21 protein-coding genes and 1 pseudogene are annotated in these 25,923 nt (G+C 42.3%); 7 read left to right on the plus strand and 15 right to left on the minus strand.

Translation table 11 applies throughout. The features are described 5' to 3' along the window. Positions 1–5 precede the first annotated feature (5 nt). A complete protein-coding gene (locus CKY02_RS26200) occupies positions 6–197 on the plus strand; it encodes a hypothetical protein (protein ID WP_275658206.1) in 192 nt (63 codons plus the stop codon). A 37-nt stretch (positions 198–234) separates the two neighbouring features. Beyond that, positions 235–654 carry an SDR family oxidoreductase gene (locus CKY02_RS26205; RefSeq protein WP_275658205.1) on the plus strand — a complete coding sequence of 140 codons (420 nt, stop codon included), beginning with the start codon at positions 235–237 and terminating at the stop codon, positions 652–654. A 57-nt stretch (positions 655–711) separates the two neighbouring features. Here the strand turns inward: CKY02_RS26205 and CKY02_RS06125 are convergent. Next, positions 712–876: pseudogene (locus CKY02_RS06125) on the minus strand (IS110 family transposase); the annotation flags it as partial. A gap of 71 nt (positions 877–947) precedes the next feature. On the opposite strand from CKY02_RS06125, the gene CKY02_RS23565 reads away from it, so the two are divergent. Both CKY02_RS23565 and CKY02_RS25155 read left to right on the plus strand, forming a co-directional pair. Beyond that, entirely contained in the window at positions 948–1,172 is a 225-nt protein-coding gene (locus CKY02_RS23565; protein ID WP_146747391.1) for a hypothetical protein, read from the plus strand. Positions 1,173–3,888: 2,716 nt separating this feature from the next. Further along, the gene (locus tag CKY02_RS25155) at positions 3,889–4,158 is read left to right on the plus strand and encodes a helix-turn-helix domain-containing transcriptional regulator (protein ID WP_338047382.1); all 270 of its coding nucleotides are present in this window, start codon (positions 3,889–3,891) and stop codon (positions 4,156–4,158) included. Here the strand turns inward: CKY02_RS25155 and CKY02_RS06135 are convergent, their stop codons facing one another. From CKY02_RS06135 to CKY02_RS06185, 13 genes are all read right to left on the minus strand, one after another. Beyond that, entirely contained in the window at positions 4,159–4,908 is a 750-nt protein-coding gene (locus CKY02_RS06135) for a creatininase family protein (RefSeq protein WP_112879515.1), read from the minus strand. 17 nt (positions 4,909–4,925) lie between these two features. Continuing rightward, positions 4,926–5,795: a beta/alpha barrel domain-containing protein gene (locus CKY02_RS06140; RefSeq protein WP_112894599.1), complete on the minus strand. Its 870-nt coding sequence runs from the start codon at positions 5,793–5,795 to the stop codon at positions 4,926–4,928. A 107-nt stretch (positions 5,796–5,902) separates the two neighbouring features. Continuing rightward, positions 5,903–6,391: a nucleoside 2-deoxyribosyltransferase gene (locus tag CKY02_RS06145; protein ID WP_112879513.1), complete on the minus strand. Its 489-nt coding sequence runs from the start codon at positions 6,389–6,391 to the stop codon at positions 5,903–5,905. Between the two features lie 129 nt (positions 6,392–6,520). After that, positions 6,521–8,284, minus strand: coding sequence for an aminotransferase class III-fold pyridoxal phosphate-dependent enzyme (locus CKY02_RS06150; protein WP_112894600.1), 1,764 nt, complete (start codon positions 8,282–8,284; stop codon positions 6,521–6,523). Positions 8,285–8,334: 50 nt separating this feature from the next. After that, positions 8,335–10,035: a beta-ketoacyl synthase N-terminal-like domain-containing protein gene (locus CKY02_RS06155; RefSeq protein ID WP_240002008.1), complete on the minus strand. Its 1,701-nt coding sequence runs from the start codon at positions 10,033–10,035 to the stop codon at positions 8,335–8,337. Between the two features lie 42 nt (positions 10,036–10,077). Then, the gene (locus CKY02_RS06160; protein ID WP_112894601.1) at positions 10,078–14,217 is read right to left on the minus strand and encodes an SDR family NAD(P)-dependent oxidoreductase; all 4,140 of its coding nucleotides are present in this window, start codon (positions 14,215–14,217) and stop codon (positions 10,078–10,080) included. Further along, positions 14,210–17,536 (minus strand): non-ribosomal peptide synthetase, encoded by a 3,327-nt coding sequence (locus CKY02_RS06165; protein ID WP_112894602.1) that lies wholly within the window; start codon positions 17,534–17,536, stop codon positions 14,210–14,212. Before CKY02_RS06165 ends, CKY02_RS06160 begins: the two co-directional genes overlap by 8 nt. Positions 17,537–17,779: 243 nt before the next feature. Next, positions 17,780–19,072: a condensation domain-containing protein gene (locus tag CKY02_RS06170; protein WP_167405273.1), complete on the minus strand. Its 1,293-nt coding sequence runs from the start codon at positions 19,070–19,072 to the stop codon at positions 17,780–17,782. Between the two features lie 693 nt (positions 19,073–19,765). Then, positions 19,766–19,906 carry a hypothetical protein gene (locus tag CKY02_RS24380; RefSeq protein WP_162119800.1) on the minus strand — a complete coding sequence of 47 codons (141 nt, stop codon included), beginning with the start codon at positions 19,904–19,906 and terminating at the stop codon, positions 19,766–19,768. Beyond that, positions 19,884–20,051, minus strand: a complete 168-nt coding sequence (locus CKY02_RS24385) for a hypothetical protein (protein ID WP_162119801.1) — start codon at positions 20,049–20,051, stop codon at positions 19,884–19,886. The genes CKY02_RS24380 and CKY02_RS24385 overlap by 23 nt, the downstream gene beginning before the upstream one ends. A 479-nt stretch (positions 20,052–20,530) precedes the next feature. Next, complete coding sequence (locus CKY02_RS06180) at positions 20,531–22,045, minus strand: MFS transporter (RefSeq protein WP_112894604.1); 1,515 nt, start codon at positions 22,043–22,045, stop codon at positions 20,531–20,533. A gap of 88 nt (positions 22,046–22,133) precedes the next feature. Further along, on the minus strand, positions 22,134–22,346 hold the full coding sequence (locus CKY02_RS23570) for a hypothetical protein (RefSeq protein WP_146747392.1): 213 nt from the start codon (positions 22,344–22,346) through the stop codon (positions 22,134–22,136). After that, complete coding sequence (locus CKY02_RS06185) at positions 22,347–22,952, minus strand: DUF1062 domain-containing protein (RefSeq protein WP_112879410.1); 606 nt, start codon at positions 22,950–22,952, stop codon at positions 22,347–22,349. Between the two features lie 457 nt (positions 22,953–23,409). Here CKY02_RS06185 and CKY02_RS24390 point away from each other — a divergent pair, with 457 nt between their 5' ends. Both CKY02_RS24390 and CKY02_RS26650 read left to right on the plus strand, forming a co-directional pair. After that, positions 23,410–23,745, plus strand: a complete 336-nt coding sequence (locus CKY02_RS24390; protein WP_112894605.1) for a glycosyltransferase family 9 protein — start codon at positions 23,410–23,412, stop codon at positions 23,743–23,745. Continuing rightward, a complete protein-coding gene (locus tag CKY02_RS26650; RefSeq protein ID WP_112894606.1) occupies positions 23,697–23,936 on the plus strand; it encodes a glycosyltransferase family 9 protein in 240 nt (79 codons plus the stop codon). Before CKY02_RS24390 ends, CKY02_RS26650 begins: the two co-directional genes overlap by 49 nt. Positions 23,937–24,946: 1,010 nt before the next feature. Here the strand turns inward: CKY02_RS26650 and CKY02_RS24395 are convergent. Beyond that, positions 24,947–25,135 carry a hypothetical protein gene (locus CKY02_RS24395; RefSeq protein ID WP_112894607.1) on the minus strand — a complete coding sequence of 63 codons (189 nt, stop codon included), beginning with the start codon at positions 25,133–25,135 and terminating at the stop codon, positions 24,947–24,949. A gap of 265 nt (positions 25,136–25,400) precedes the next feature. Between CKY02_RS24395 and CKY02_RS06210 the strand changes: the two genes are divergently transcribed. Next, on the plus strand, positions 25,401–25,907 hold the full coding sequence (locus tag CKY02_RS06210; RefSeq protein WP_112894608.1) for a fimbrial protein: 507 nt from the start codon (positions 25,401–25,403) through the stop codon (positions 25,905–25,907). The last annotated feature ends 16 nt before the right edge of the window (positions 25,908–25,923 follow it).

The following is a 25,923-nucleotide window of genomic DNA, read 5'->3' on the forward strand; positions in this document are numbered from 1 at the left end:
CACAAATGCAGGGGGGCCGCCAACAGGTCATTTTTCTGAATGGAGTCATGATATATACCTTATGGATTTCAAGATGCATCGCGGCGGCAAGGGAGCGAATCCCCGGGAGCATAGATAACTATGTGACCGGGGTGAGTGAGTGCAGCCAACAAAGAGGCAACTTGAAGGATGACAGGTATATGGTATCAGGCAATTAACACCAATATGCTTACACCAATAACCCTGATCCAAGCAGTGATCAATAAAATGGCTGACCGTAGTTTTGGGCGCATCATCAATATTACTTCTGGCACAGTTAAAGCACCTCAAAATGAGTTGGGATTATCAAATGCAGCACGAGGAGGGCTAATAACTTTCGTTAGTGGTTTGGCAAAATCTCATTTATTGATGAGAAATAATGTCACTATAAACAATCTATTACCCGGAGCATTCGAGACTCAGCGCCTGAGACAAACATTTAAACAAAAAGCATTAAGATGTGGTGATTCACCGGAAAATATGGCAATGCAACGTAGCCAGAAAATTCCCGCAGGAAGATTTGGAATTCCAGAAGAATTTGGAGCCTATTGTGCATTTTTATGCAGTTCCCATGCCGGTTATATAACAGGACAAAATATTCTTATCGACGGGGGCGCTTATCCCGGTGTCTTTTAGCAAAATCCGCCGTAAACCCTCGCCCGCGCTGGGCGAGCAACTGTCTTGAACGACAATTTATGAAGCCATCTGATGGTATGACTCATCCCATTCTTCGTTCTTTCTGAACAGGGCATTCAGGATGGTCAGAAGTTTGCGCATACAGGCAACCAGAGCCACTTTTTTGGCTTTACCCGCCGCCAGCAGACGGTTGTAAAACGCCTTTATCACCGGGTTAAAGCGGCCACGTTTCCAGCCAAGACTCCATACGGTTCTTAAATTCATAATCAGAGCCACGAAAGCCAAGCCGACAGATGATTTCATTCATCTGCACTGATAACGTTCAGCAGTGGATAACACTGGTGCTATATGGTTATACCTTATGGATTTCAAGATGCATCGCGGCGGCAAGGGAGCGAATCCCCGGGAGCATAGATAACTATGTGACCGGGGTGAGTGAGTGCAGCCAACAAAGAGGCAACTTGAAAGATGACGGGTATATTATAATTACTGTGCATTTGCTCTTCGTTCATGATTAAGCCTCTTCCATCCATTGTTTTTCTGTCATTTTCCCCAAAAAGCTCACACTAATGATCGCGGCCTCGGACATTAAACCAAGATCAGATTGAACCTCTCGTAACCTGATAGATGTCATTCTTGGGGTTTTATGTTTTACGATTGCAACTAACCACCATAATTACTATGATACAAGGGCAACATCGTTAATCCGGAAGTAAACATACTCGTATTCCCTTAAATCATTTTCTTGGGGGTTTTTATACCTATTTGCCATAATGAATTATTTAATTACTTTATGAATAAAATTTATTTCCAGATTGAAAACGTTATTAAATCCAGTCCCTTTAAGAAAACAGCTTGCCTGATTAATCTATTCATATTGTTATTTATTTTCCCTGATTATATGATCATTAACAGAGTCAAGTTTTTTTCACTGATGGTTTTATGATGGGCAGGATTTAAACCGTTATTAAAACGCATTATTTTAACATCGGATTTTAATCGGTATAAAATTTTAAATGGTATTTTTACCACTTCCGACGCCTGATTTCTGTTAAGTTTAATCATATCCGCTCTCTATCTTTACCGATCATAGTAATCACTTATCTGGTTTATTATTTATTCTTTTTTATCCATTATTTCCCAACGCGCATTAATACTAATTCTGTTTTACCGGCAATCTTGAGTGGTTTTAATAAGCTCCACTCTTTATTTTATTGATAAATCAGCCAGTAAATGGCCTGATGATATAAAGATACCCCTTTCTGTTTTTTCGGATAATCAATTCATTTTTCAGATTTTAAATCCGACTAAATTAACCTTTTTACCTGTTTTTTATTACGTCATTTTTATAGCTAGCTTCGTAAAATAACAACGAAAAAACATTTGAATATCCTCCTGTTAGTTATATAAAAGCTTTAATATCTCCGCATGATCACTTTTAAATAGTTGTATTAGATTAGGTAAACGTAAAATAATCGGCGGATAGTATCGCCGATAAATGTATTAAATATGACAGAAAGTCGGCTGTTTTTAGCCACTCTGTATTTTTAAAAAATCTGACATTAATGAAGTACCTATTTTTTCAATCCTTAGCTAACTAATCACCGGTAAAAAGCATCTGACAATTGTCAAAGAGGGAAAATGCAAGTAAAAAGATAAGCTGAGCCATGTTAAAAAGATGATAAACCGAGCCTGGAGAGACTATAATTTAAATCATTTTCTTGGGAGTTTTTATACCTATTTGCCATAATGAATTATTTAATTATTTTATGAATAAAATTTATTTCCAGATTGAAAACGTTATTAAAGCCAGTCCCTTTAAGAAAACAGCTTGCCTGATTAATCTATTCATATTGTTATTTATTTTCCCTGATTATATGATCATTAACAGAGTCAAGTTTTTTTCACTGATGGTTTTATGATGGGCAGGATTTAAACCGTTATTAAAACGCATTATTTTAACATCGGATTTTAATCGGTATAAAATTTTAAATGGTATTTTTACCACTTCCGACGCCTGCTTTCTGTTAAGTTTAATCATATCCGCTCTCTATCTTTACCGATCATAATAATCACTTATCTGGTTTATTATTTATTCTTTTTTATCCATTATTTACCAACGCGCATTAATACTAATTCTGTTTTACCGGCAATCTTGAGTGGTTTTAATAAGCTCCACTCTTTATTTTATTGATAAATCAGCCAGTAAATGGCCTGATGATATAAAGATACCCCTTTCTGTTTTTTCGGATAATCAATTCATTTTTCAGATTTTAAATCCGACTAAATTAACCTTTTTACCTGTTTTTTATTACGTCATTTTTATAGCTAGCTTCGTAAAATAACAACGAAAAAACATTTGAATATCCTCCTGTTAGTTATATAAAAGCTTTAATATTTCCGCATAATCACTTTTAAATAGTTGTATCAGATTAGGTAAATGTAAAATAATCGGCGGATAATATCGCCGATAAATGTATTAAATATGACAGAAAGTCGGCTGTTTTTAGCCACTCTGTATTTTTAAAAAATCTGACATTAATGAAGTACCTATTTTTTTCAATCCTTAGCTAACTAATCACCGGTAAAAAGCATCTGACAATTGTCAAAGAGGGAAAATGCAAGTAAAAAGATAAGCTGAGCCATGTTAAAAAGATGATAAACCAAGCCTAGAACGGGTAAATAATTCTATTTTCCACCTCGTATTTAACGATGCCATTTTCATTAAACTGATACTTTCCATTAAACTGATACTTAGTTTTTTGCATTTTCACTTTAATAATCTATATTCCTTTTTCTACACTTAAAAAACAGAGAGAGTAAATGGTGTGTTAATAACATTAAAATTAAAGTATATTTCTTTAATCATTTTCAATGTTATTAATCTGGTTAACTTAAAGATTAATCGGCTTTATTTAACGATTATCTCTGATTTTCCGTAAACTTTTTACAGCCATGTAAAATAAACTTAAAACCCGCTTTTCCTAAGGTTTTCTCTTTCAATGCTAATATAGCATCGAATTTTTTATCCGCTGCAAAAGAACTTTAACGACTTCTTTTTACCTTTGATGATTAAAATTTTTACCTGTTTTTTCATAATACGATTACCATCTCTTTCCCGATTTTAAAACCACACTGATAGATAAAAACAGCTTTTCTTAACACCTGCTTTATCACATACTGATAAAACATATCCAGTCTTATAGCAAGATTTCCCTTTAAACAGAAGAAGATATCCAACTGTATTTAGAAGAAGTGATGAAAGAGGATAATCCAGCCCTGATATTATCTGCATTGGGAGATATTGCCAAAGCCAGAAATATAAGCCAGCTTGTAAAAGAAGTGGGCATAGCAACACGGGCATACAGTTTTAAACAGAAAACTGCGCCTTATAGCCTTCCCCTGAAAGACAAGGTTTTAAGGCGCCCCCTGATAATAGAAAGCAATAAATTTTTCCCCAGCAACCAAAACAAAATCAAAAAGACACAGCGATATTACGACTGATTAATCCGCAGTAACCAGTTCCAATATTTGCTGCCTGACATGCTCGAAAATGAGTTCGCCAATCTCCGCACTCGAACCAGATGTTTTAGAAAGGACGCCTCTCGTTGAAAATTCTTTTTTAATCGGCACTTGATAGATCCCAGCACGTGGAGGTTTATCGTGATCAGGTCGCTCAGCTCTCACTAAATCCGGGCGTAAATGCAACATTAAACTCGTTTCTGTTAACCCTGCATGCTCAGCATGCCAACCGGGAAAATCAACTAAATGTTCACGCGTCCAGTCATCAGACACCAAACTCCACCAGCTAAATACGATAACGGAACGATCGTTAAAATGTCCCTCCGCCCGTAATGCGTCTACCGCTTCGAAAATAAAACCTTCATTCTCAAAATGACCATTAATGATCACCAGTTGTTTAAAGGGTAATGAGCACAAGCTCTTAATTGTTCGGCTGATATAAGCGGTAAATGTTGATCCATCCAGGTAAATCGTGCCAGGAAATTCAAGTCCACCCCCACTTTGTGGCAATGATCTGGCAGACACTGGCTGTACCGGCAAGGTGAATCCATTAATATCCTCCGCCAGCACGCGGGCAAAGGCTTCTGGGATCACTGAATCCACATTCAACGGCAGATGAGGCCCATGCTGCTCAATCCCGCCAATCGGCCATATCAATGTCTTACCTTCAACCGCGGCTAAGACCTGCTCACTGGTCAGTTCCGCAAATTCTCTAATTTTATTATTATTCATGATGTTATCCATTTTCCTCATACTTTTTCTGACGTCATGACTTGCGTATATTCATGAACAATGCGCTGCAATGTTTTATACATATGCCGATGAAGCGCGGTGTAAACCTGCACCGTATTCGCCCCTGCCAGTAGGTATTCATGAACATCATTACCATCCTGTACGCCTCCCGACCCAAGTATTGGAATCGTCACCCCTCGCTTACGCAGGTTATAAATAGCGGCAAGCACCATTGGTTTGATCCCTGGCCCAGAGTATCCGCAAACCCCATTAAGCAGCGCTTCGCCATTCGCTGTGTCGAATGCAATGCCTGAAATGGTATCGCTCAACGTTATCGCATCAGCCCCCCCTTCCACCGCAGCTTGAACACGCCCATACAAATTATCGCCAAGCGAGAGTTTGACCGCAAAAGGGGTGTCCGTTCGCTCTTTCACCGCTTTGGTGTAGTTAAATACTCGTTCTGGTGTATCTTCCGTGAAGTCGTCCGCATGCAAGCATGAAATGCCTAACTCCAAAGGGGCATCGGTCACTTCCGAGATACGAACAGCCAATGAACCTAACGCCTCAGGTGATTCAGCATGGATAGAAACTATCACCGGAAGTTGTTCTTCCTTAAATTCACGGAGAAGCGTTAACCAATATTCAACGGTTTTCTTCGAATACGTCGTATTGTTCAGCATCCCTGTACTGAATAAATAGGTCTTTTCTGTATGCAATTTTTCTGAGCGCGGGTAAATCGTTTTTGTCACGACTGCCCCTGCGCCGTGAGCGATAAACTGGCGAATATTTTTAGCTTGATCAGAAAGCAAACCCGACCCAACAATAATTGGGTTTTTTATCTTCATTCCTAAAACATCATAGGTTGATTCAATAACTCGATTTTCCATCGTAACTCCACAAATTACCCATTCAAGCAAACTCGCTATTAACCCGCCTTTCAATTCAATAAAAAGTCAATAGAAAGGCGGTATATCCTCAAAAAGGTGATCAATAGCTATTCAACTGCAAGATTCCTGAAAATCTCGCCAATCTGTCCCGGATTTTGACGAAAATCGTGAATATCCAATTTCGACAAATTGCAAATATGCTCTAATCCCTTTAACAAATGACTACCACCATTCACAATCGGTAGTTGAGTGATTAATAAGACGGGCCGTTTCAGAGCAGAGGCCCAACCAAGTTCAATATGTGTACCGTCAGTACGCAGTAATTCATCACCTTGATGAACCGGAAGAATGGGCATGAAAAAATCACACTGCCGCATCCATTGGAAATCCCGTTTCGATACCATATCTGGCGTATAACTGGGTGTATCAATGCCAAATTTCTCAGTCAAATGCGCCGAAAATACATTACCATTCAGTGCCTTCACCGTCTTAATCGCCAGTTGGATAGTCGTTCTCAACTCCTCATGAAAACCGTTATCACAAATTGCAAATTGAATCGGCCCACCAATGAAAACACTTTTATTTGCCAACGGCATAACGTTCCCCTTAATTTTCATTACTCAACAGACTATGAGCCGTCGTTTCAGAGCATCGAACTCAGCACAGCCAGAAGATAGGATGCTTAATAATTCAATAAGTTATTACTCACAACAGGCCAGTTTGCTCTAGCTATATCGAGGAAGCAGGTTGTTTTCCTCAAGTTCATCTAAGCTATCTACAAATGCCAAATAAACTTTTTCCAGATGAGTATCATCATGTGCATCGGATATAAACCAGCAACGCCATTCCCAGATATAAACCCCTCTCATCAACAGGTTGTAGTAAAGCAAATCCATGTTGTCGCGATGCATTAATCTAAAAAACGAGGAAAACGATCTTGCCTCGATAGGAACCCGACGGCTTAAGAACAGTTGGTTCAAACGTGAAACAAACGATTCAGTACGCTGAGTCAGTGCCTTGGTAAAAGTTTCCCCTCGCCTCTTGATCTCCTGCAAAGTGGCTTTCGCAGCGGTCATGCAAAGCGGATGTTGAAAATAGGTCCCACCAAAGAATGTCGGCTCCGCCGCGGGGAAACTATCATCGTTGAAATTCCAGTTTCCACCGTCAATCGAATCAAGCATATTCTTCCTACCCGTAATGACGCCCAGAGGCATTCCACCACCTATCGTTTTGCCATAGGTCACAATATCGGCCTCAATGCCGAATAACCCCTGGACACCCGCTGGATGAGATCTGAAACCTGTCACGATTTCGTCAAATATCAGCAGAATATCTAACTCCCTGGTCACTTGACGCAAACGTCGCAAATAATCTGGATTACTCAATCCTGGGTCACGCGTGGGTATAGGTTCTACCAGCACCGCGGCGATATCGGTTCTATTGGTTTCGAGAAACTCAATGGCCTCATTGGAGCCAAACCCAAACACCGAAACATCAGCAACCATATTTTCAGGTATACCCACCGAAATGGGTTTTGTCGCATTAACTTCATCATATTCACCAGCTCTAGCCAGTACGGCATCCCAATGTCCGTGGTAACTGCTAGAAAAGAGCACAATATGATTACGACGAGTGAGCGCTCGTGCTGCCCGAACCGCATTCATCACTGCTTCCGTTCCACTATTGACGAAAGCAACGCGATCCATGCCAGTAATCTCTTTGATAAGTTCAGCCACTTCTAAACCTATCTCATGCCGAGTTCCCAAACCAAAACTGTTGTCTATTTGCTGAGTGAGCGCTTTAACTACAAAAGGTGGGCTATGACCAAACAAATGCGCACCGAATCCCATCGTCATATCAATGTAATCATTACCATCAATATCCTTGACAACAGGGCCGGCAAACTTGGTACAGACAATCGGGTAAAGTAGCTCTTTTATGGAGGGTTTAAAGCCAATTCCAGAACGGCTATCTGCAATATTTTTACGTACCGCTACCGAATGAATTTTTGATTTAATCGTTCGCTCGTTATATTTAGATATGAATGAAGCCAGATACTTTTTTCTCTCCTCAGATTCAATCGATGGCGCACTTCTTGACATCCATTGGAAAAAGCGTTCTTTCTTAACCGGTGGAATATTTGGCGTATCGGATTGTTCAGACCTTTTTTCTTGATCAGCCAAGGCGGGTTGAGTGACCGAATGGTTATCTTCCATAACATTGTTTTTATCCGCCATAACATTGCTTTTATCCGCCATCAAGATATATTCACTGAGTTGACGAACCGTTTGTAATTCTGCGAAAAATTGCCGCACTGAAAGTTTTATACCAAATCGTTTATGGATGGGCTCCAATGCTTCGAATAACAAGAGTGATTCCGCCCCCAATTCAACCAACGGTATTTCTAGTTTTATCTCTTCTTTCGGTAAACCAAATGTTTCTGCAAAAATAGCGATTATTTCTCTCTGAATAATTTCAATATTACTCATATCAACCTCACTTTCCTCAAAATGAAGACGATCTCTACCGGTTTTACAGCTCAGATTGCCGTTCTTTCAAATGGATAAGTTGGCAGCGGGAGCCGTTTACGATATTCGCTCTGGTAAAAAATATCCCAATTGATACTTCCCCCGGCCTGCCAAACAGAGGCAGGCGAAATAAACATCTCTTGCAGTTCACTCAATTGAGGGGTCACCACTAGGGCTTTATTTAGCAGGCCCGATATCAGTTCACGGATATCACGTGCGACAATCACCTTGCGTATGGATAAATGTCGTCGGCCACGTTGTAAGGTAAATGCCACATCAGCGATATTCGTTTCTGGATACTGTTCAAGATATTTCACTAAATCCAAAATTTTTTGCGCTAATGCTGTTTCAGTACGTGCACTCAGCGGGATCAGATGTGCCGCCGCCAGGGAAGGTGTGTCAGGCTTTCTCTCCGGTGGTTCGGCAACGACAACATGAACATTTGTACCACCGATCCCGAACGAGCTAACACCAGCAATTCTCGCCGCCTTATCGTTATCCCAATCTCTAGATTCAGTAGGCACATAAAACGGCGATTCAGGCTCCCTCAACTCAGCACAAGGAGATTCACAATTCATTGACGGAGGAATAATGCCTGAATTGACAGCATAGATGGCTTTTATCAGCCCAGCGATACCCGAAGCACAATCAGCATGACCAAGATTGGATTTAATCGAACCTAAAGCACACGATCTGGCCGATACGCCGGCAAATACCCGTCCTAGCGCCCGTAATTCAATCCCATCACCAACAGGTGTGCCAGTACCATGCGCTTCAATCAAACCAATCTGATCAGCTCGGACATCAGCCGCCGCAAGCGCACGACGGATCACCTGCTCCTGACCTGAAACCCCCGGAGCACTATAACCCGCCTTGACAGACCCATCGTTGTTAATTGCCGACCCTTTGATAACCGCTAAAATCGGCTCACCATTAAGCAAAGCATCCTCCAGACGGCGTAATACCACGAACGCGGTGGCATCAGAGAAAATCGTACCGTCAGCTTTCTCATCGAACGCGCAAACTCGTCCTGTCGGAGACAATATCCCTCCCGCATGGTAAACATAACCAACATGAGCGGGATACCTGACACAAACACCGCCTGCCAGCGCCATGTCACTTTCACCTAGCAATAAACTGTTGCAAGCCATATGCACAGCCACTAGTGAACCTGAGCAAAAAGTGCCTACGCTGACAGCAGGCCCTAAACAGTTGAGCTTATACGCCACACGCGTTGCCAAAGCATCTACAGAACTTCCACCAAATAGCAGCATGGCGTCAGCAGAAGAGTGGTTCAGTGTCGGTACATCGGCTTGCCAGGTACTCCGACGAGAACCGATAAAAACTGAACAGAGCCCTGCGTCCGCCCCGTTGGAATAACCGCTAAGTTCCAGTGCCTCATGGCAAACCTCCAGACAAATCCGTTGCTGAGGGTCCATTTTAGAAACTTCTCTCGGCATCATTTGAAAATAGCTGTAATCAAACGCCTCTGGATCTTGCAGGTACGCACCACGCGGAACGTAATGCAATCCGCCTTCACCTGCATCAACGCCCCGATTATGAAGTTCTTCATTGGTATAACTCGAAATCAGCTCCCGTTTCCCTAAGATCGCATCCCAAAGATCTTGACTCGAATCCGCATTAGGAAAACGTCCAGCTATGCTGGTAATCGCAATATCTGTTGAATAATGCATTTGTATTTTTGATTTCATGCTAATTCCCTTTCCCGAACACGTTGGTCTTGCCGATCCGCGCTATAGCACACCGCCTTGATTGCGCTTTTTCTCTACTTGCATCGTAAGAGACGCCACGGTGCTCGATTCGAAAAGATCAACCATAGATACCGCAACATTAAAATGAGCATTAACTTGTCGCACCAACTCAGCCCCAACCAGTGAATCTCCCCCTAAATCGAAAAAGTTCGATTCATGATCAACCGCGCAGCGCAGTACACCACGCCAAATAGCTGTCATATCATCGATAATGGATTTATTCGATGCCGAGGGAGATACCATTGCAGTTTGCGCCGTATCCGTTTGCAATGAATTCTCCACAATATTATGCAACCGCTCATTCAAAGGTACGGTGGAGACAGCAAAACGCGGCTCTGCATGGCATGCCGAGAAAATAATATCCAATGCATTAACAACATCAGCATGGCGTAAAGGGCGAGCACGATTGACGCTATATTTGAAGCTATTTGACTCATCCCAACCCTCCCATCCATCCCAATCAATGGAGAAATAGGGTTTATCCAAATGGTGGGTTGAAGCAAATGCAGCACAAGCTTCGTTTGCCGCAGCGTAAGGTGCAAGCCCCAAACCACCCGCGAAAACCGACAGAGATGAGGTAAAACAACCAAACCTCAGAGGACGATCGGCAAATATTTCATGCAAAACAGCCGCCCCTTTTAACTTCGGCTGCATCAACTTTTCCCAATCATGATGAGTCGAATTTCGCAGCCACTGGATTGTTGCCTGACCAGAAAGCCCGGCAGCATGGACAAAACAATTAGCGGCCCCCAGCCGAGATTCCACACGGGAAAGTTCTGCCAGCACACGGGCTTTATCTGTCACATCGGCAGTAATCACTGCAAAGTCCGCCCCCATATTGCGCAATTGCGCTATGCGTTGGCTCCGCAACGTATCAGACTGGGTAAAATCTCTGGATGTCTGACCAAGCAGGATAAGTTTCGCGTTAAACTTGGTGACCAGATATTGTGCAATGCCAAAACCAACCGTTCCTAATCCTCCAGTCACTAAACAGATCATGTTAGATGAAAGATTTTCGCTAACAACTGGGCTCTGAACGTCAAAATAGCGTTTCCAACGCCAACCTTGACGCATAGCAACCGCATTCTGATCATGAGCAGTAAAAAGTTCAGCCACGATATACTGGGCATCCTTAAGAGAGTTAAGTTCTTTGACCGGTATGTCGATAACTTTCACTATCATGCCAGGCAATTCCTGGTTGATCGCCGAAATGGAGGCCAGCGCCGTAGCCCGTTCAATACTCCGTGGTTCGCTGCCCATCACGTCGATAAAACCGGGTCCGATCAATGTTAATGAAATGGCTTTATTTCCCACTTGAGAAAACGCTTTTACCCTATTAAACAGCGTAAATGGGAACCGATCTTCCCCTACTGGCACTTCATCCACTGACGGGATATCACCCAAAATGAAGAGGATATGATCGGGCGTAGGCGCTTGTTGTGCCTTCAACCTTAGCATCAAACTCTGAACACTGACGGGATCGTCAACGTTGACGATGTACTCTGTTTCATCAAAAGCAATTTCATCAAAAGCAGTTTCATCGAAATCAGCTTCATCGAGAGAAGTGACACGATTTTCATGCACTTCAAACACGTTTTGCCCCAGATTACGCAGCACATCCGCGATCGGACACATCTTTTTATCGCTGTTATCGTAGAAAATCAGCCAGTTACGCTTAGCCACCGATGATGATATCGGCGACAAGCGCTGCGTTCGTTTCCAACGTTCAACATAAACGCCGACTGACTCGTCGGAAGCCTCAGAACTTGCCACAGGTTGACTAGTGCCAGGTTCTGGTTTGTACTCTGTTAATGTTGAATCCGTGTACCAGCAGCGCCGACGTTGCAACGGTTGAACCGGTAGTGGAATACGTTGAACAACTTCCCCATCTCGCAATATCGACCAATCTATCACCAAACCACGTTGCCAAAGCTTGCCGACCAGTTTGACTAAAGCCGAGTCGCGCTCTTCATGGAGAGTATCCAAACGAATAATATTTTCAGGATTTACAACGATTTCAGAGAAACTATCAGGCGAATGGTCCAAATCTAATATCACATCATTTGCTGATATGACTTCATTCTGCTGCTGTAAGCTCGGCAGCGCACCATCAATCAAGATAGCTTTCACATTATTGCCATCAATCATGCCGTGGTGTTTAGACCAAAAACTTCCGGGCAAAGCTATACCACGCTCAGCGAAATTACCACGCTCAGCGAAATGTGGTGTCACATTTCCTAGCAACTTATCAACGATTTCAGGCAATGTCAGCATACCCAGCGAGCAGGCAACAGCAAGGTCGTAACGACTATCGGATATGATGAATATTGGCGTCGAAATCATCTTCCGCCAACAATTGATCGCCGCGATTATCGCCACAAGATCGGCAATTTTTCCCTTATCGCCATCATTTATTGTCATTTCAGTGATATCGATTTTACCGATGTTATGGGAAACATCTGTCGGCAATGCAGCAAGCAACCTATCCACTTCTTGCCAATAACCAGGTATCCGCACTGATAAAGCGGATCGAATAGCAGGACCAAGTGCAATCACCAGACGTTGTGGTTCAGAGACTTGTGCCGTGACGGTGAAATCTGTATTTCTGATACCGTCAATCAACATCTTCACATCTTTAGCATATAAACAAGCTCTGTATGGCTGGGCTGCACGACCTTCCGCATAAGTAAAAGCCACTTCATCAATATGCGTATCGGGTTTAACTTCCAGCGTTCTTGCCAAATGAGTACTCAATGTGTTCAAGGCATTAGCACTGCGCCCCCCTAATGGAATAGCTCGCCAGCTAACTCTATTTTTACCTGACCTTCGTACCGGCGCTTGCTCCAAAATCATGTGAACATTGCTGCCACCGGCACCAAAAGAGCTCACGCCTGCCCGTCGTGGTCCTTTCACCGGCCAGTTGATGGGCGTGGTATTGATAATGAAAGGGCTTTGCTCAAGATTCATAACAGAGCTGGCCTTGCTGAAAGTCGGATGTGGGGCAATCATGCCGGTCTTTAATGCCATTATCGTCTTGGCTAATCCAGCAAACCCCGCCGCCGCCGCTAAATGACCCACGTTAGCTTTAATCGATCCCAACGCACAAAATCTCTCACGATCCGTATTCTGGCGGAAAGCCTGACAAAGCGCGGCATATTCCACCGAATCCCCAAGTGGCGTTGCGGTACCATGTGCCTCGATCATCCCTAATTCATCCGGCCCAACATCAGCGAGCGCCTGAGCATCCAAAATGAGTTTTCGTTGCCCATCCACCCCCGGCGCAGCAAAGCCAGCCCGTGCTGAACCATCATTATTCGCCGCTGAACCGAGGATCACCGCATGGATGGTATCCCCGTTGCTAATGGCTTCATCCAATGGCCGTAGCGCCACCAACCCCGCCCCATCACCAAAGAAAGTCCCCGATGCCTTCTCATCGAACGGTCTACAATAGCCATCCTCAGAGAAGATCATATCCTGCTGGTGAAAATAACCCGGTCGAGAATGGACATGCCCGGCAACACCACCGGCGAAAGCAATCTCGCACTCGCCAAGCAAGAGGCTTTGTATCGCCATATGCACCGCCGTTAGTGATGTCGAACAGCCGGTCAAAACAGCTACACTCGGCCCGTCAAAACCGAGTTTGTATGAAATTCGCGCTGGCAGATAATCCTTATCATTAGTCAGCATGAGCTCTGTTCCCATTAATGAAACCAGATCACACTCAGATTTAATGACATTGGGCAAATAGGTATTCATCGAACTCCCGGTAAAAACACCGATACGAGGACGTCGGAAAGGATTGCCATAGCCGGTCACTTCGGCCAGTTCCCATGCGCACTCAAGCAGCATTCGATGCTGAGGATCAAGCAATTCGGCTTCTCTCTGGCTGATTGAAAAGAAATCCGGGTCGAACAGATCAATATCCGGCAAACGCGAATCGACAGGAACATAATTTTTTGCAGTGAATATATGCTGAGCTACACCACAACGGATAAGCTCTTCCTGGCTATATCTTTTGGCAAGTATTCGGCCAGCAACAAGATTATTCCATAGCGCATCCAAGTTATTCGCCACAGGTAACCGACAAGTTACGCCAATGATGGCAATCGCATTCTCAGACATCTTGTTCCCCTTTCAGTGAATGAATTTGTCTCTCCTTCAATGCTTTTCTTGCATTCAACGTTTTTTGACGTCGCGTTTGAGAGGATTTATCCGCAACTTCTACCAACACCATCGGTTGCAGAGGGCTTAAAAGATAATTAGCCAACTTCCGGATAGTTGGAAAACGGAATAAATCTGAAGGAGCCAAGGCACCACATCCCGGTAATTGCACGAGCTGTGCATAGATTTGCATCAGTGCCAATGAATTACCGCCAATATTAAAAAATGCGTCATCCAGCCCGACGGTTGATCTTCCCAACACTTCACACCAAATTCTCGAAATTTCGGCAAAAACTGAATCAACAGGTAATACAGGCGCGGGTCTCAACGAACTGATATCTGTCAATTGCCCCGCTTCAATCAAGCCATTTAATGCTCTTCTATCAATTTTGTTGTGAGCATTACGCGGCAATTCATCAGCCAGCATCATCCTGCCGGGCAACATGTAGATGGGGAGATAAGCTTTGAGATGATCACGAATAGCGGACTCTTCGGGAAGGTTATCCTTACTGACAGGGACGAATATTGCGACTAAGCGATTGAGCCCTTCGTGAGATTCAACGATGACTGCGGCGTCCGCAATAGCATGATGACGATTGAGGCAATCCTCAATCTCAGCAATCTCAATTCGATAACCAGAGACTTTTACTTGGTCATCCACGCGGCCACAAAAATGAATTCGTTCCCCATCCCAATAGGCTAAATCACCGGTTTTATACATACGTCCATGATGAATATAGGGATCGGCAATGAAACACTGAGTAGTCAACTGTTCAAGACCGACATAACCACGAGCAACGCCACGACCACCAATGTAAATTTCGCCAACCTCACCCATCAGGGGTGTTTGCCTTGAAGGATTTAAAAGATAGACCGTTGCGAAGCTTAACGGTTTGCCAATGGGAATCACATTGTAGTCAGTCAGTTCTTCCGTTACCTTCTCCACAGTGGCGAAAATGGTTGTCTCTGCAGGACCATACATATTCCAAAATGTCCACTGCGCACTCAAATAAGGCCGAACCGTGGCACTGAGCAATGCTTCACCACAAATTACCCAATGCTTTATCGCATAAGCCCTTGGCCGATGCCGAAACTCAGATAATAGATTTTTCAAACCGGAGGGCGTCTGGCTGACAATCGTTACCTGCTCTGCTGCGACAAGATCCAGAAATTTGTCTGGCTGGTTCCGCAGATCATCAGGCACAACCACTAAAGCGCCACCAGAGCAAAGGGCCCCCCAAAGCTCCCACACAGATAAATCAAAGCTGGCTGCATGGAACCAAGTCCACACTTCGCCAGGCGCGTGGGCCAAATATTCGCTCATTGCATTCAAACAGGAAACAACATTGCCGTGCTCAACATCAATACCTTTAGGAGTCCCAGTGGAACCCGAAGTGAAAACACTGTATGCAATCGAAGCAGGTGTACAATAATTAAATGTACAATGATTAAATGTACCGTGCTCAGTACGCCTTACCGTAAGAGGTGATTCAGTAGCCGTAATCGTCATCAGCTTAGCAGTACACCAATCATCTAGGTCAACATCAGTGTTAACAACAATAAGCTTCATCTCTGATTGCTCGACAATCTGCGCCAGACGTTTCTGTGGCAACCTGAGATCTAACGGTACGTACCCCGCGCCCGCACGCATAATACCAAGCATGGCCACCACCGCTTCCGGTGAAGGTAACAATGCAACCCCTACGCGATCGCCAGGCACAACCCCATTTTGTATAAGCTGAACAGCGACCTCCTGCGACCAATGCTGCAAATCCAAATAAGTTAATGTATCAACACCATAACGAATCGCTGTTGACGCCGCTTGTTGCGTCACCCATTGATCAAAAAGCGAAATAATGGTTTGATTTGACACTTCCGGGAGAGCATCAGAATTAATCGGACCAAATGGCAGATTGTAATCCTCTGATTTTGGTGCCAACAAAGTATTAATCTCCTCATCAGGCGCTGCGACAAGCGCTTCAACCACCAGCTCAAAGCGCTCCGCAAATATCTGAAGACCTGAATGTGAGAAAAAATGTTTGTCCCCTTTAAGCTCACATCTTAATTGGGAACCGGCATCCACAAATAACAGCTCAATATCAATCTGGCCTTCCTGCTGACAAACCCTGAATGGGGAAATAGTCCGTCCCGCCCATGATACCTGAACAGAATCGCCAGCCATCTCCAGCGCCAACCAACGCGACTGCTCTACATGCCCTAGCATATTCACCATTGCCTGAAACAATGGGTTACGACCATCATTTCGTTCCACGGCCAGATGTTCGACCATTTGGCTGAGACAAAAATTTCGATTATCAAGGGCCGATAACAATCGCTCTTTCGCTGCCAATAGAAAATGGTGAAATGTCTGATCGACGGATAAACGTATGGGTAATACATTAAACAAACAGCCGATAATGTGCTGATGAACCGAGTGACGCATCGACACCGGCACCCCCATAACGATATCAGCAGTTTTTGTCTCTCTGGCGATGTAAGCGCTCCATGCGGCCAACATGACCGTAAAGACCGATCCACCTATTTTTGAAGCAAGCCGTTTGATTTTTTTGGTTGTCTCTTCACCAATACTAAACAAGACAGATGACTTGTCATTAGCGCCTTTGCGCCAAAAACTATCCCATTGCAACACGGCTGGCGGCTGCTTTAAACATTCACTCCAGTAAGCTTTCGATTCCTTCGCCGCTTCACTTTGGTAATATTCTCGTTCTTTGGCAGCATAATCCTTAAAATCCTCAGCGGGCGGTAACCAGGAATCGTCATCTTCGCCAAGTCCAGCCAAATAATAGTGTTCAAGCTGATCCAACATCAGCCCCAGTGAAGTAAAATCCGACACAATATGGTGAACACACATATGTAAAACGTATTCTTCCGCACTGACAACGTAGATACCGAAACGCAGACACGACACTTTTTCTAATTGAAAAGGGATGGAATGAAAGTTCTGAACTGCATCTTCAAGCGCCTTCTGGCTCAAGTTCGTTGCATCGAAAACCTCCAATACCGGCAACAAGTGTTCATTAATGACCAACTTTGGTTCGCCATTCACATTAACGAAAGTGCTTCTCAAGGTAGCATTCTTGGAAACGAGCTGGTTAACCGCATAACGAAAAGCATCGATTTGAAACGATCCGTGAATACGGAATGCCATGGAAATATTATATTTGGAATCGCCAGGGGTATAATTGTCAATGAACCATAAAGCTCTTTGCTGCATGGACAGTAATTCTTCATCACCAATCTGTGGGCAATCTTTATACATAACGTGTCAAGCTCCATAAATACTTAAACAGTATCCCCACCCTCTGGCTAAGCCAGCCTCGTTACGGAGAGGGCAAAATTTGTGCTTGGTGTTACTCCATCAATCAACGGCTCGTCAGAAATAGCGTTTCAACTTTTCAACCAATCAACAACGATCATGATCCAGAGAAAGGCTGTGCTCTACTCATGCAACCATAAAAGATGAAGAATGTCAGGTATACCATTGATAAATAAATGAAAATATCTATTCAACTCCAGATTCTCCAATCATTTCCAACCAAAAATCCATTAAACGAGGCGGTAAAATTTGTAGATGGCAATCTGGTCTGGAAGAAATAGTGACTTCCATCGTATCGGCATAGATCTCTATATCCATGCTCAATGGTATCTCTTGCGCATCTTCATCGGGTTTCCCAATACGTATTTTTTCAGGTGACAGTTCATAGCCAATAACATTGGGAGACCGTCGTTGATCACCAACGAAATTGAAAGAAATTGCAGGAAGCTCAGGCCATCCAAAGATGGAATTAGGCACAAAGTAAGTCGCAGCATAATCCGCCGCTTTTTCCATCGCATTATTGAATTCTTGTACCGTGTGCTGGAGGGTGCTATCCAACGATGGATCTGGATCAATATTAAACTTAATTGTGATTGGAAATGATACTGACCCGACAAGATTAGCCACCGAGGTTTCCCAATACCCCACAAAATGAGGACTGACCCACAACAGCATATTCAGGCTGCCCTTCCCAAAAACAGCCGCCAGCGCCTTTAACCAACTACCCAATAGCAAATCTGCAATACTGACACGATGTTGCTTAGCCAAAAGGCGTATCCTGTTTAAGGCTTCACCATCAAGTTGCCTGATTTCTGTGACGGCCTCAGACAATCTGCTAATGGGTAGTGACTCAACACGCCGCCCGCCGAGAATATTTAGGGTAGGTTGTTCAACTTGTTGTTCATCATTAGGGATAACAGCTTTTACGATTTGCCGATGTTGTTCATACAATTCAGCACAAAATTGCTCATAATTTGTGGCATTCTCAAGCGCAAGGGGCTGACCATTCACTGACATTCTGTATGCCTTTGAAAGATCTCGCCATAAGATCCTGCTGGAAATACCGTCACAGACTAGATGATTGAATATCAATACCAATCTTTGATCACGGGCACAATTGCCATCAAACAGGCAGTAACGCAATAACGGCGGATTTGCCAAATTCATGGCAGCCCTAACCTCAGCAATGTAGTTTGATATTAAGCATCGGCGATCACATTGACTATCGGTTTGCTCTCTAACTTCAAAAACCTGATGCAATAATTCACTGCCAGGCGGTACGAAATCCATCTTCATATTCATCCCGCTACCGACAAACCGTGCTCTCAGAACAGAATACTTATGCAACAGATATTCAATCGCTACCTTAAGATGTGCCGGTGCCAATCGCTCCAAGGGCATTAATACTTCACCGACACACAACTGATCAACGCTCAGTGAATATCGCAAATCATATAATTGCCCTAACTGAACACGCATAATCTTCACCTTTCCATTGCAAGCCCTACGATTAAAACGTTGTGCAGACTCCACACTCTTCTGCATGCAAACTAGTCGGATAACACAGCGTTTACTTTTGACTACCAGAGAAAGCGAACATGCAGAGTAAAAAAACGGGAATTGATAGCCCGGCTACCCCGCATGGAATGATAATTAGCGTCATTTACTCAGAGACTAAAAACACAGTGACAATTTTAAAAGTAGCAATAAAAAAAGAAACCTCCACGAATCAATCCAAATATTTGAGCTGAACCAAAATAATTAATATATTATTACTATTAAATAAGTAATCTGATTAACGTTTTGCTTTAACCATATCTTCACTTTCCGGCCTTTATGAATGCCATAGTTATCTAAAATCAATGTTATCTAAAATCAACGTGATACTTTCGGCATGGCGATATTGGAAATTCATTTCCTTTAGCAGGGTGCTCCTCCAGAGCGACAGGTATTCCTTATATACCCGTCATCTTTCAAGTTGCCTCTTTGTTGGCTGCACTCACTCACCCCGGTCACATAGTTATCTATGCTCCCGGGGATTCGCTCCCTTGCCGCCGCGATTCATCTTGAAATCCATAGGGTATATATTGAACAAGTTAAAACCTCGCCTCCGGTTGTTGTGGTATCACCTTTAAGAATAATTTTTTTACTTTCCACGACACTGCGCATTATTTATTCCGTTATATTTTCCGTTTCTCGTATTAAATGCCATACGGTTGTGCCCGTCTCCGCACCTTCAACATCAGAAGCCATCGCACCCTGAGCAAAGAAGTACTGTTTGCCCGGCAGGCTATCGGTTCGCCAGTTGTTCATTCAGGGGAATATCATCACGTGAGCTCACCACTTTTAACGTCAGGCGATAAAGCTGTGACAGCTCTTCCTGCAAAGTAAATTGCGATACCTGAAAGGGGGTTTGGGGCAGTTCGCCAATTCGGCAGGTGAAAACTAATCCGTCCATATTTGAAACCTTACATAATTGAACCCTAATTTTGAAACGGGGATAACACAAGAAGCCATTAAACGCGTTATGACATGCGGCTCTTTTAAATAGCGCCGGCCTGTTCCGCAGTAAAAAAATGACAGCGTAAAATACCGATCACTTAATACGTGGCGTTAGAGAGAACAATAAACCACGTCTAGCTGAGTAGAGTGGAATGGAAATAAATAACAGAGAATTTCGCTCTCTAAATTTTATGACCATAAGATCACGATATTTATCATATGAACATAAAAAAATGCGATAAATATCACATAAAATAGCTAATTAATCGCTATCCATATATGGAATGAATAAAAAAAATCACCGGGTTGAATATCAAAGCAAAACCCAAGCGCCCATGAAGCTAAATGAGGAAGGGAACCAGCAAAAAAGCGGTTCCCTTATTCAACCATTAGCTTCCTATTAAGAAACGACTGGTACAATCCTGCTCACCGATTTCACTGACGATGAATCGCAGCATGAGATGTATCACTCAGTGAGGAGCGACGAAAATTGAACCATACCAACACCGCTATTATCAGGAGAAGCAGGGACGCAGCGCCCATCACAGAAAAAACAGCATCGTCGAACGCTGACTTAGCAAGACTGACCAAAGCCTGCCCCGCATCCGGTGCCATTCCTTTAGCCGCGGTCAACGCGCCATCAATACCATCTTTAGCCGCATCGTAGATGGGAGAATTTACTGGAATTTCAATAAAATAGCTATAGATGACTGACATAATACTACCCATGATAGCAATGCCCAACCCACCGCCCAATTCATAGGAAACCTCTTCAACGGACGCCGCCATACCTGCCCGATTTGGCGGTACAGCCTGCATGATAGTACTGGATGCCGCAGTCATTGTTGCCCCAATACATGTCCCCAGCACAAAAAAGCAAACTACCTGCACAGGTAGAGGCATTGAGAAACTCGCCATGAGAGCCAGTATGGCAAAGGCATACACCAGCAAAGAGGTAATGAGGAATCGTTCACTGCCTAAACGAGGAAGAACCCAACCACTCACAGGACTTGCGACAATCGCACCCAATGAAAAAGGCAGAAAATAGAGCCCGGCTTGCAAAGGTGTTAATGACAATACCAATTGCAAACGCTGGCTTAACACCAGATTAATGCCCATCAAACAGGCGGAAGCCACCAGCCCAGAGATAACCGCGGATGAGAAGGCTGGGCTTTTAAAAAGGTTAAAATCAATCAATGGATGCACACTACGTTTCTGCCGTCGAATAAACAGCGCCAGAAAACCTATCGTCAAGGTGAAAGTGACCAATATCCCGATATAGGAGGGATCTTGTTTGGCAAACTCCTTGATGGCATAGGCGAAACTTATCAAGACAACCATGATCTGCAATGAGCCAATAAGATCCCACGGATGAGACGAATCTGTTCTCGCCGTTGGGACAAACAACCACGACAGAATTAATGTCACAATCACCAGAGGAACGTTGATCAGAAACACTGATCCCCACCAAAAATATTCAAGCAATAAGCCGCCAATCAGGGGACCTATTGCCGCGCCGCCAGAGGCAACCGCTGTCCAAATCCCAATGGCAAATGATTTCTCATCTTCATCTTCGAATGTCAAAGCGATAATCGACAATGTGGCAGGCATCATTATTGCCGCGCCAACCCCTAATAACGCCCGAAAAACAACCAACATTTCTGGCGAATAAGAGTAGGCCGCTATCAAGGATGAGAAGCCAAAGATGATGAGACCATAAACAAACAACCGTTTATGCCCGATACGATCTCCCAAGGTACCCGCGCCTAGCAACAGCCCAGAGACGACAAGAGGATAGATATTCACTATCCATAACTTTTCCGTTGTATTCGCCCCCAAACTGTGGGTCAGACTCGGTAACGCGGTATATAACACTGTCATATCGATAGCAACCAGCGATAACGCGACTGAAACAGCAGTGAGCACCCACCATTTCTTTATCATATTCATTTCATTCATCCATTCTTACTACTATACCCGTCATCTTTCAAGTTGCCTCTTTGTTGGCTGCACTCACTCACCCCGGTCTCATAGTTATCTATGCTCCCGGGGATTCGCTCCCTTGCCGTCGCGATGCATCTTGAAATTCATAGGGTATATACCCGTCATCTTTCAAGTTGCCTCTTTGTTGGCTGCACTCACTCACCCCGGTCACATCGTTATCTATGCTCCCGGGGATTCGCTCCCTTGCCGTCGCGATGCATCTTGAAATCCATAGGGTATATGTCATCTCCAGAAAATCTGGCGTCATTTAGACGCAATAACTATCATATTCTTGCAATAAATTGTTAACGTTAATACTAAGAGTGATATCTCGCTTTAACTTTTTATTTAATTCCGTTTCAGTTACCCCCTGAATAGTGCCTTGATTAACGAGCCTAGCCACTCGACTACGTGACAATGAAAGCTTTTTGGTCAAGATTGAGATCAATCTGATAGGAATGGGATATTCAAGCTGAATTGTGATCTCTGCAGCTGGAATTTGGGTGATATCCTGAAGCTCTTTACCTTCTATGATAAAGTCAGGAGCAGCGCCGAGTTCGGCTCTATTTTTTGCCAATACGCGATAATCAAAAGCATATCGCCGTATTTCATCTTGATCATTGTGCAAAAACCGTTCATACAAATTGCTTTCCAATTTGTTGACATGAATCCTGGAAAAAATATCAATATTCCAAGTGTAATCACATTTTTCACATTTATAGATGTTCCACACATCTAAAACTTTTTTTTGCGCATTAACCCTAAAAGTGCCGGCTGGATAAAACTCCTTTTTTACTTCACAGCTAGGGCAACGTTTCAAAATGGCCTGATAGCCTACAGGCCTTACTAACCAGATAACATTTCTATTTGTCATGATAGATCCACGTTTAAATTGGTTAAATAAGTTACGGCTAAATTGGTCAATTTCAGATCTGATTTTGATGATATTCTATAACATCAGATCTTGAAACCCTTTATCAATTCGTTGCTTAGTGACATTAATGTTTATGTTTTGCAAATCTTGGTACAGCACACAGCATTCAGATAACAGATGAGACGGAATGACCTTTTTATATCCCCACCTGAAACTGTTGCATGTTAGGTAGAACACGTGCCTCATATCATGCTTTTACCAGGGCAACAGAACATTACCCTCCAACAGTAGCTAAGCTTGTTCCCCAATTATGATAAGCTCGATGTAAGCGATTTCAGGGAGTTACGTATTAATTACGATATGCAATTTACGGATACAAAAGTTACCATGACCACTTCATGGTATCGAAAGTTACAATATTATTAGCACTATTTGCCCATATGTTAGTTAACAACAAATGAAAATTGCAATTTTACACCGTAATGGCCTTGGTGATTTAATTTGCACTCAACCATTAATCAAATATTTACAATATAAATTTCCTATAGCAGAGATCCATCTATTTATCGAATCTAACAATAAGGCATTAGCTGATTATCTTTGCCCTGAAGTTACAACACATATTATTCCCAGAGGAAATAAATATATTACGACTCTGGGAACCGCATTGAAATGGCGTAAATTACATTTTGAGATCGCCATTTCAGCAAAACCCACCCCCATGAAACTGAATAACCTATTTTCATGGCTTTTAGGGACCCAAAAACGTTTAGAAATTATTTTCCAAATGTGAGATTTATTATCTCCACTCTTCGACATGACAGATCAAATGCTGAGAAATTATCTGCAATGATAAGAGACCAAACTCAAATAGTAGAATGCCAATCATTACACTCTTTTTTATCACTTCTCAACAGTACAGATCTGATCATTGTTGGTGATGGTGGAATATGCCATTTAGCCGCCGCGTTAAACAAAAAATGACAAGCTGTGGGTAAAGTTATTTACACTTACTCATGCGAATGCGCAGTAACTTGTTAACTGTTTCGATGTCACTCCACCAAACAGAAACGCTAAATGTATATGTATACACCACATAGATGACATCTGTTAACGCCGCAGTTCCAGCTCAATTAATTTCTTCCATGACTAAAACTGTGATTAATGATTTTGACGATGAAATATACAGCCACATCGATAGCAATAGAATATCCGAATTAATAATAAGACAAAAATGAATCAATTTGTCTAATTTATATCATGATGAAAAATAAGACATTAAATAAACATCATTATTATTTCTTGATTAAATTAACTCAATCAATCGATTAATTTAATTTTATAACACAATGAAATAGAAAGAAATTTTAATTAATTGCAAAAAAAATACTATTTTTTTGTTTAAATTGTTGAAAAAGATCATATTTTAGTTAATACTATTTTCCATCGAGTGAGAATAAAACTAAAGCAAAGACGAAATTCTGAATTGGAAATCAACTTAAGGTTCTAAGAAAAATAAGAAGAAATTTTCGTTATCTTAACTGTGGTTAAGATGGCAGTTTATCCGATCGTATTAATATCATTAATGCGATGGCATTACATATTACGGTTTACCCAATCAGAATATTCACTTTCTTTGAGTAAGATACTAGTGTGTTGCGTTGAGTAGCTATAGACTACTTTTATTAATATCGCTATTGAATTTCCATTTCAATAAAAATAGTGAAGATGAATTTATCCATATGTACTATACACCTTGCCTATAAGCACTTTTCACTACGTTATTAGCAATACATTAAAAGAATTTTGCTATTAACACGGGGCTTATCGTGTCGTAGGGTTTTAGACATCTTAATAAAAATAAGAATTATTATTAACAACACGAATAGATTTATAACGATAGATGATATTTTAGAGAATAAAATAATTCTTCTCTGGAAAGAAATTAATATCAGACATTATTATCAATAATATGAATATATACCTTATGGATTTCAAGATGCATCGCGGCGGCAAGGGAGCGAATCCCCGGGAGCATAGATAACTATGTGACCGGGGTGAGTGAGTGCAGCCAACAAAGAGACAACTTGAAGGATGACAGGTATAAATGAGCAGACTATAACATGGAGAGAAACAATGACTAAGTTAGGGTAAACTAAAGATATATACCCTATGGATTTCAAGATGCATCGCGACGGCAAGGGAGTGAATCCCCGGGAGCATAGCAAACTATGTGACCGGGGTGAGCGAGTGCAGCCAACAAAGAGGCAACTTGAAAGATGACGGGTATATGTAAGAAATGGTTAAATATGCAATTGCATTATATTACCATGATAAAAATGACTTTAATGATATCATCAACCATTAAACTATAATAATGGTTGGGTGTATATTTTTATTGTATAGACAGGACTAAAACACATATTTATTAAGGTAAGGTATTTTTAAATGAAAAAGAATTTTATTTTGGCTTCTTTAGTGACGGTATTAGCAATTTTCAGTAGTTTCAGTGCGTTCTCTTATGATGGAACAATTAAATTCCGAGGTACTATTCTTGAGAACGGCTGTACTATTAGTGGAGGAAAAGATCAAGAAGTTAACTTTGGTAAAATATCAAAAATCGCTTTTGGAAATGTACCAGGAACTGTAGCAATTACTAAAGATTTTTCTATAGAACTAACTAGTTGCCCAAAAGATTCAAATATTGATATTGAATTTTCTGGTACAAAAGACACCCATGATCCTAATCTATATTCCACAAAAGTTTCTGGTGCCGGTGTTTTACTGACTAAAGCTAATGGGGATAAAATAAATGCTAACACAAAAATATCTGGTTATAAAATCACAGGAGGAAGTACCAGCATCCCTCTTATAGCAAAATTACAATCAACCCATGCTACAGTAGGTCATGGTACTATTAATTCAGACGTAAACTTCACACTTATATACCCATAAAATCAGATAAATACTT

This window comes from Photorhabdus bodei (assembly GCF_003287735.1).
GTDB lineage: Bacteria > Pseudomonadota > Gammaproteobacteria > Enterobacterales > Enterobacteriaceae > Photorhabdus > Photorhabdus kayaii.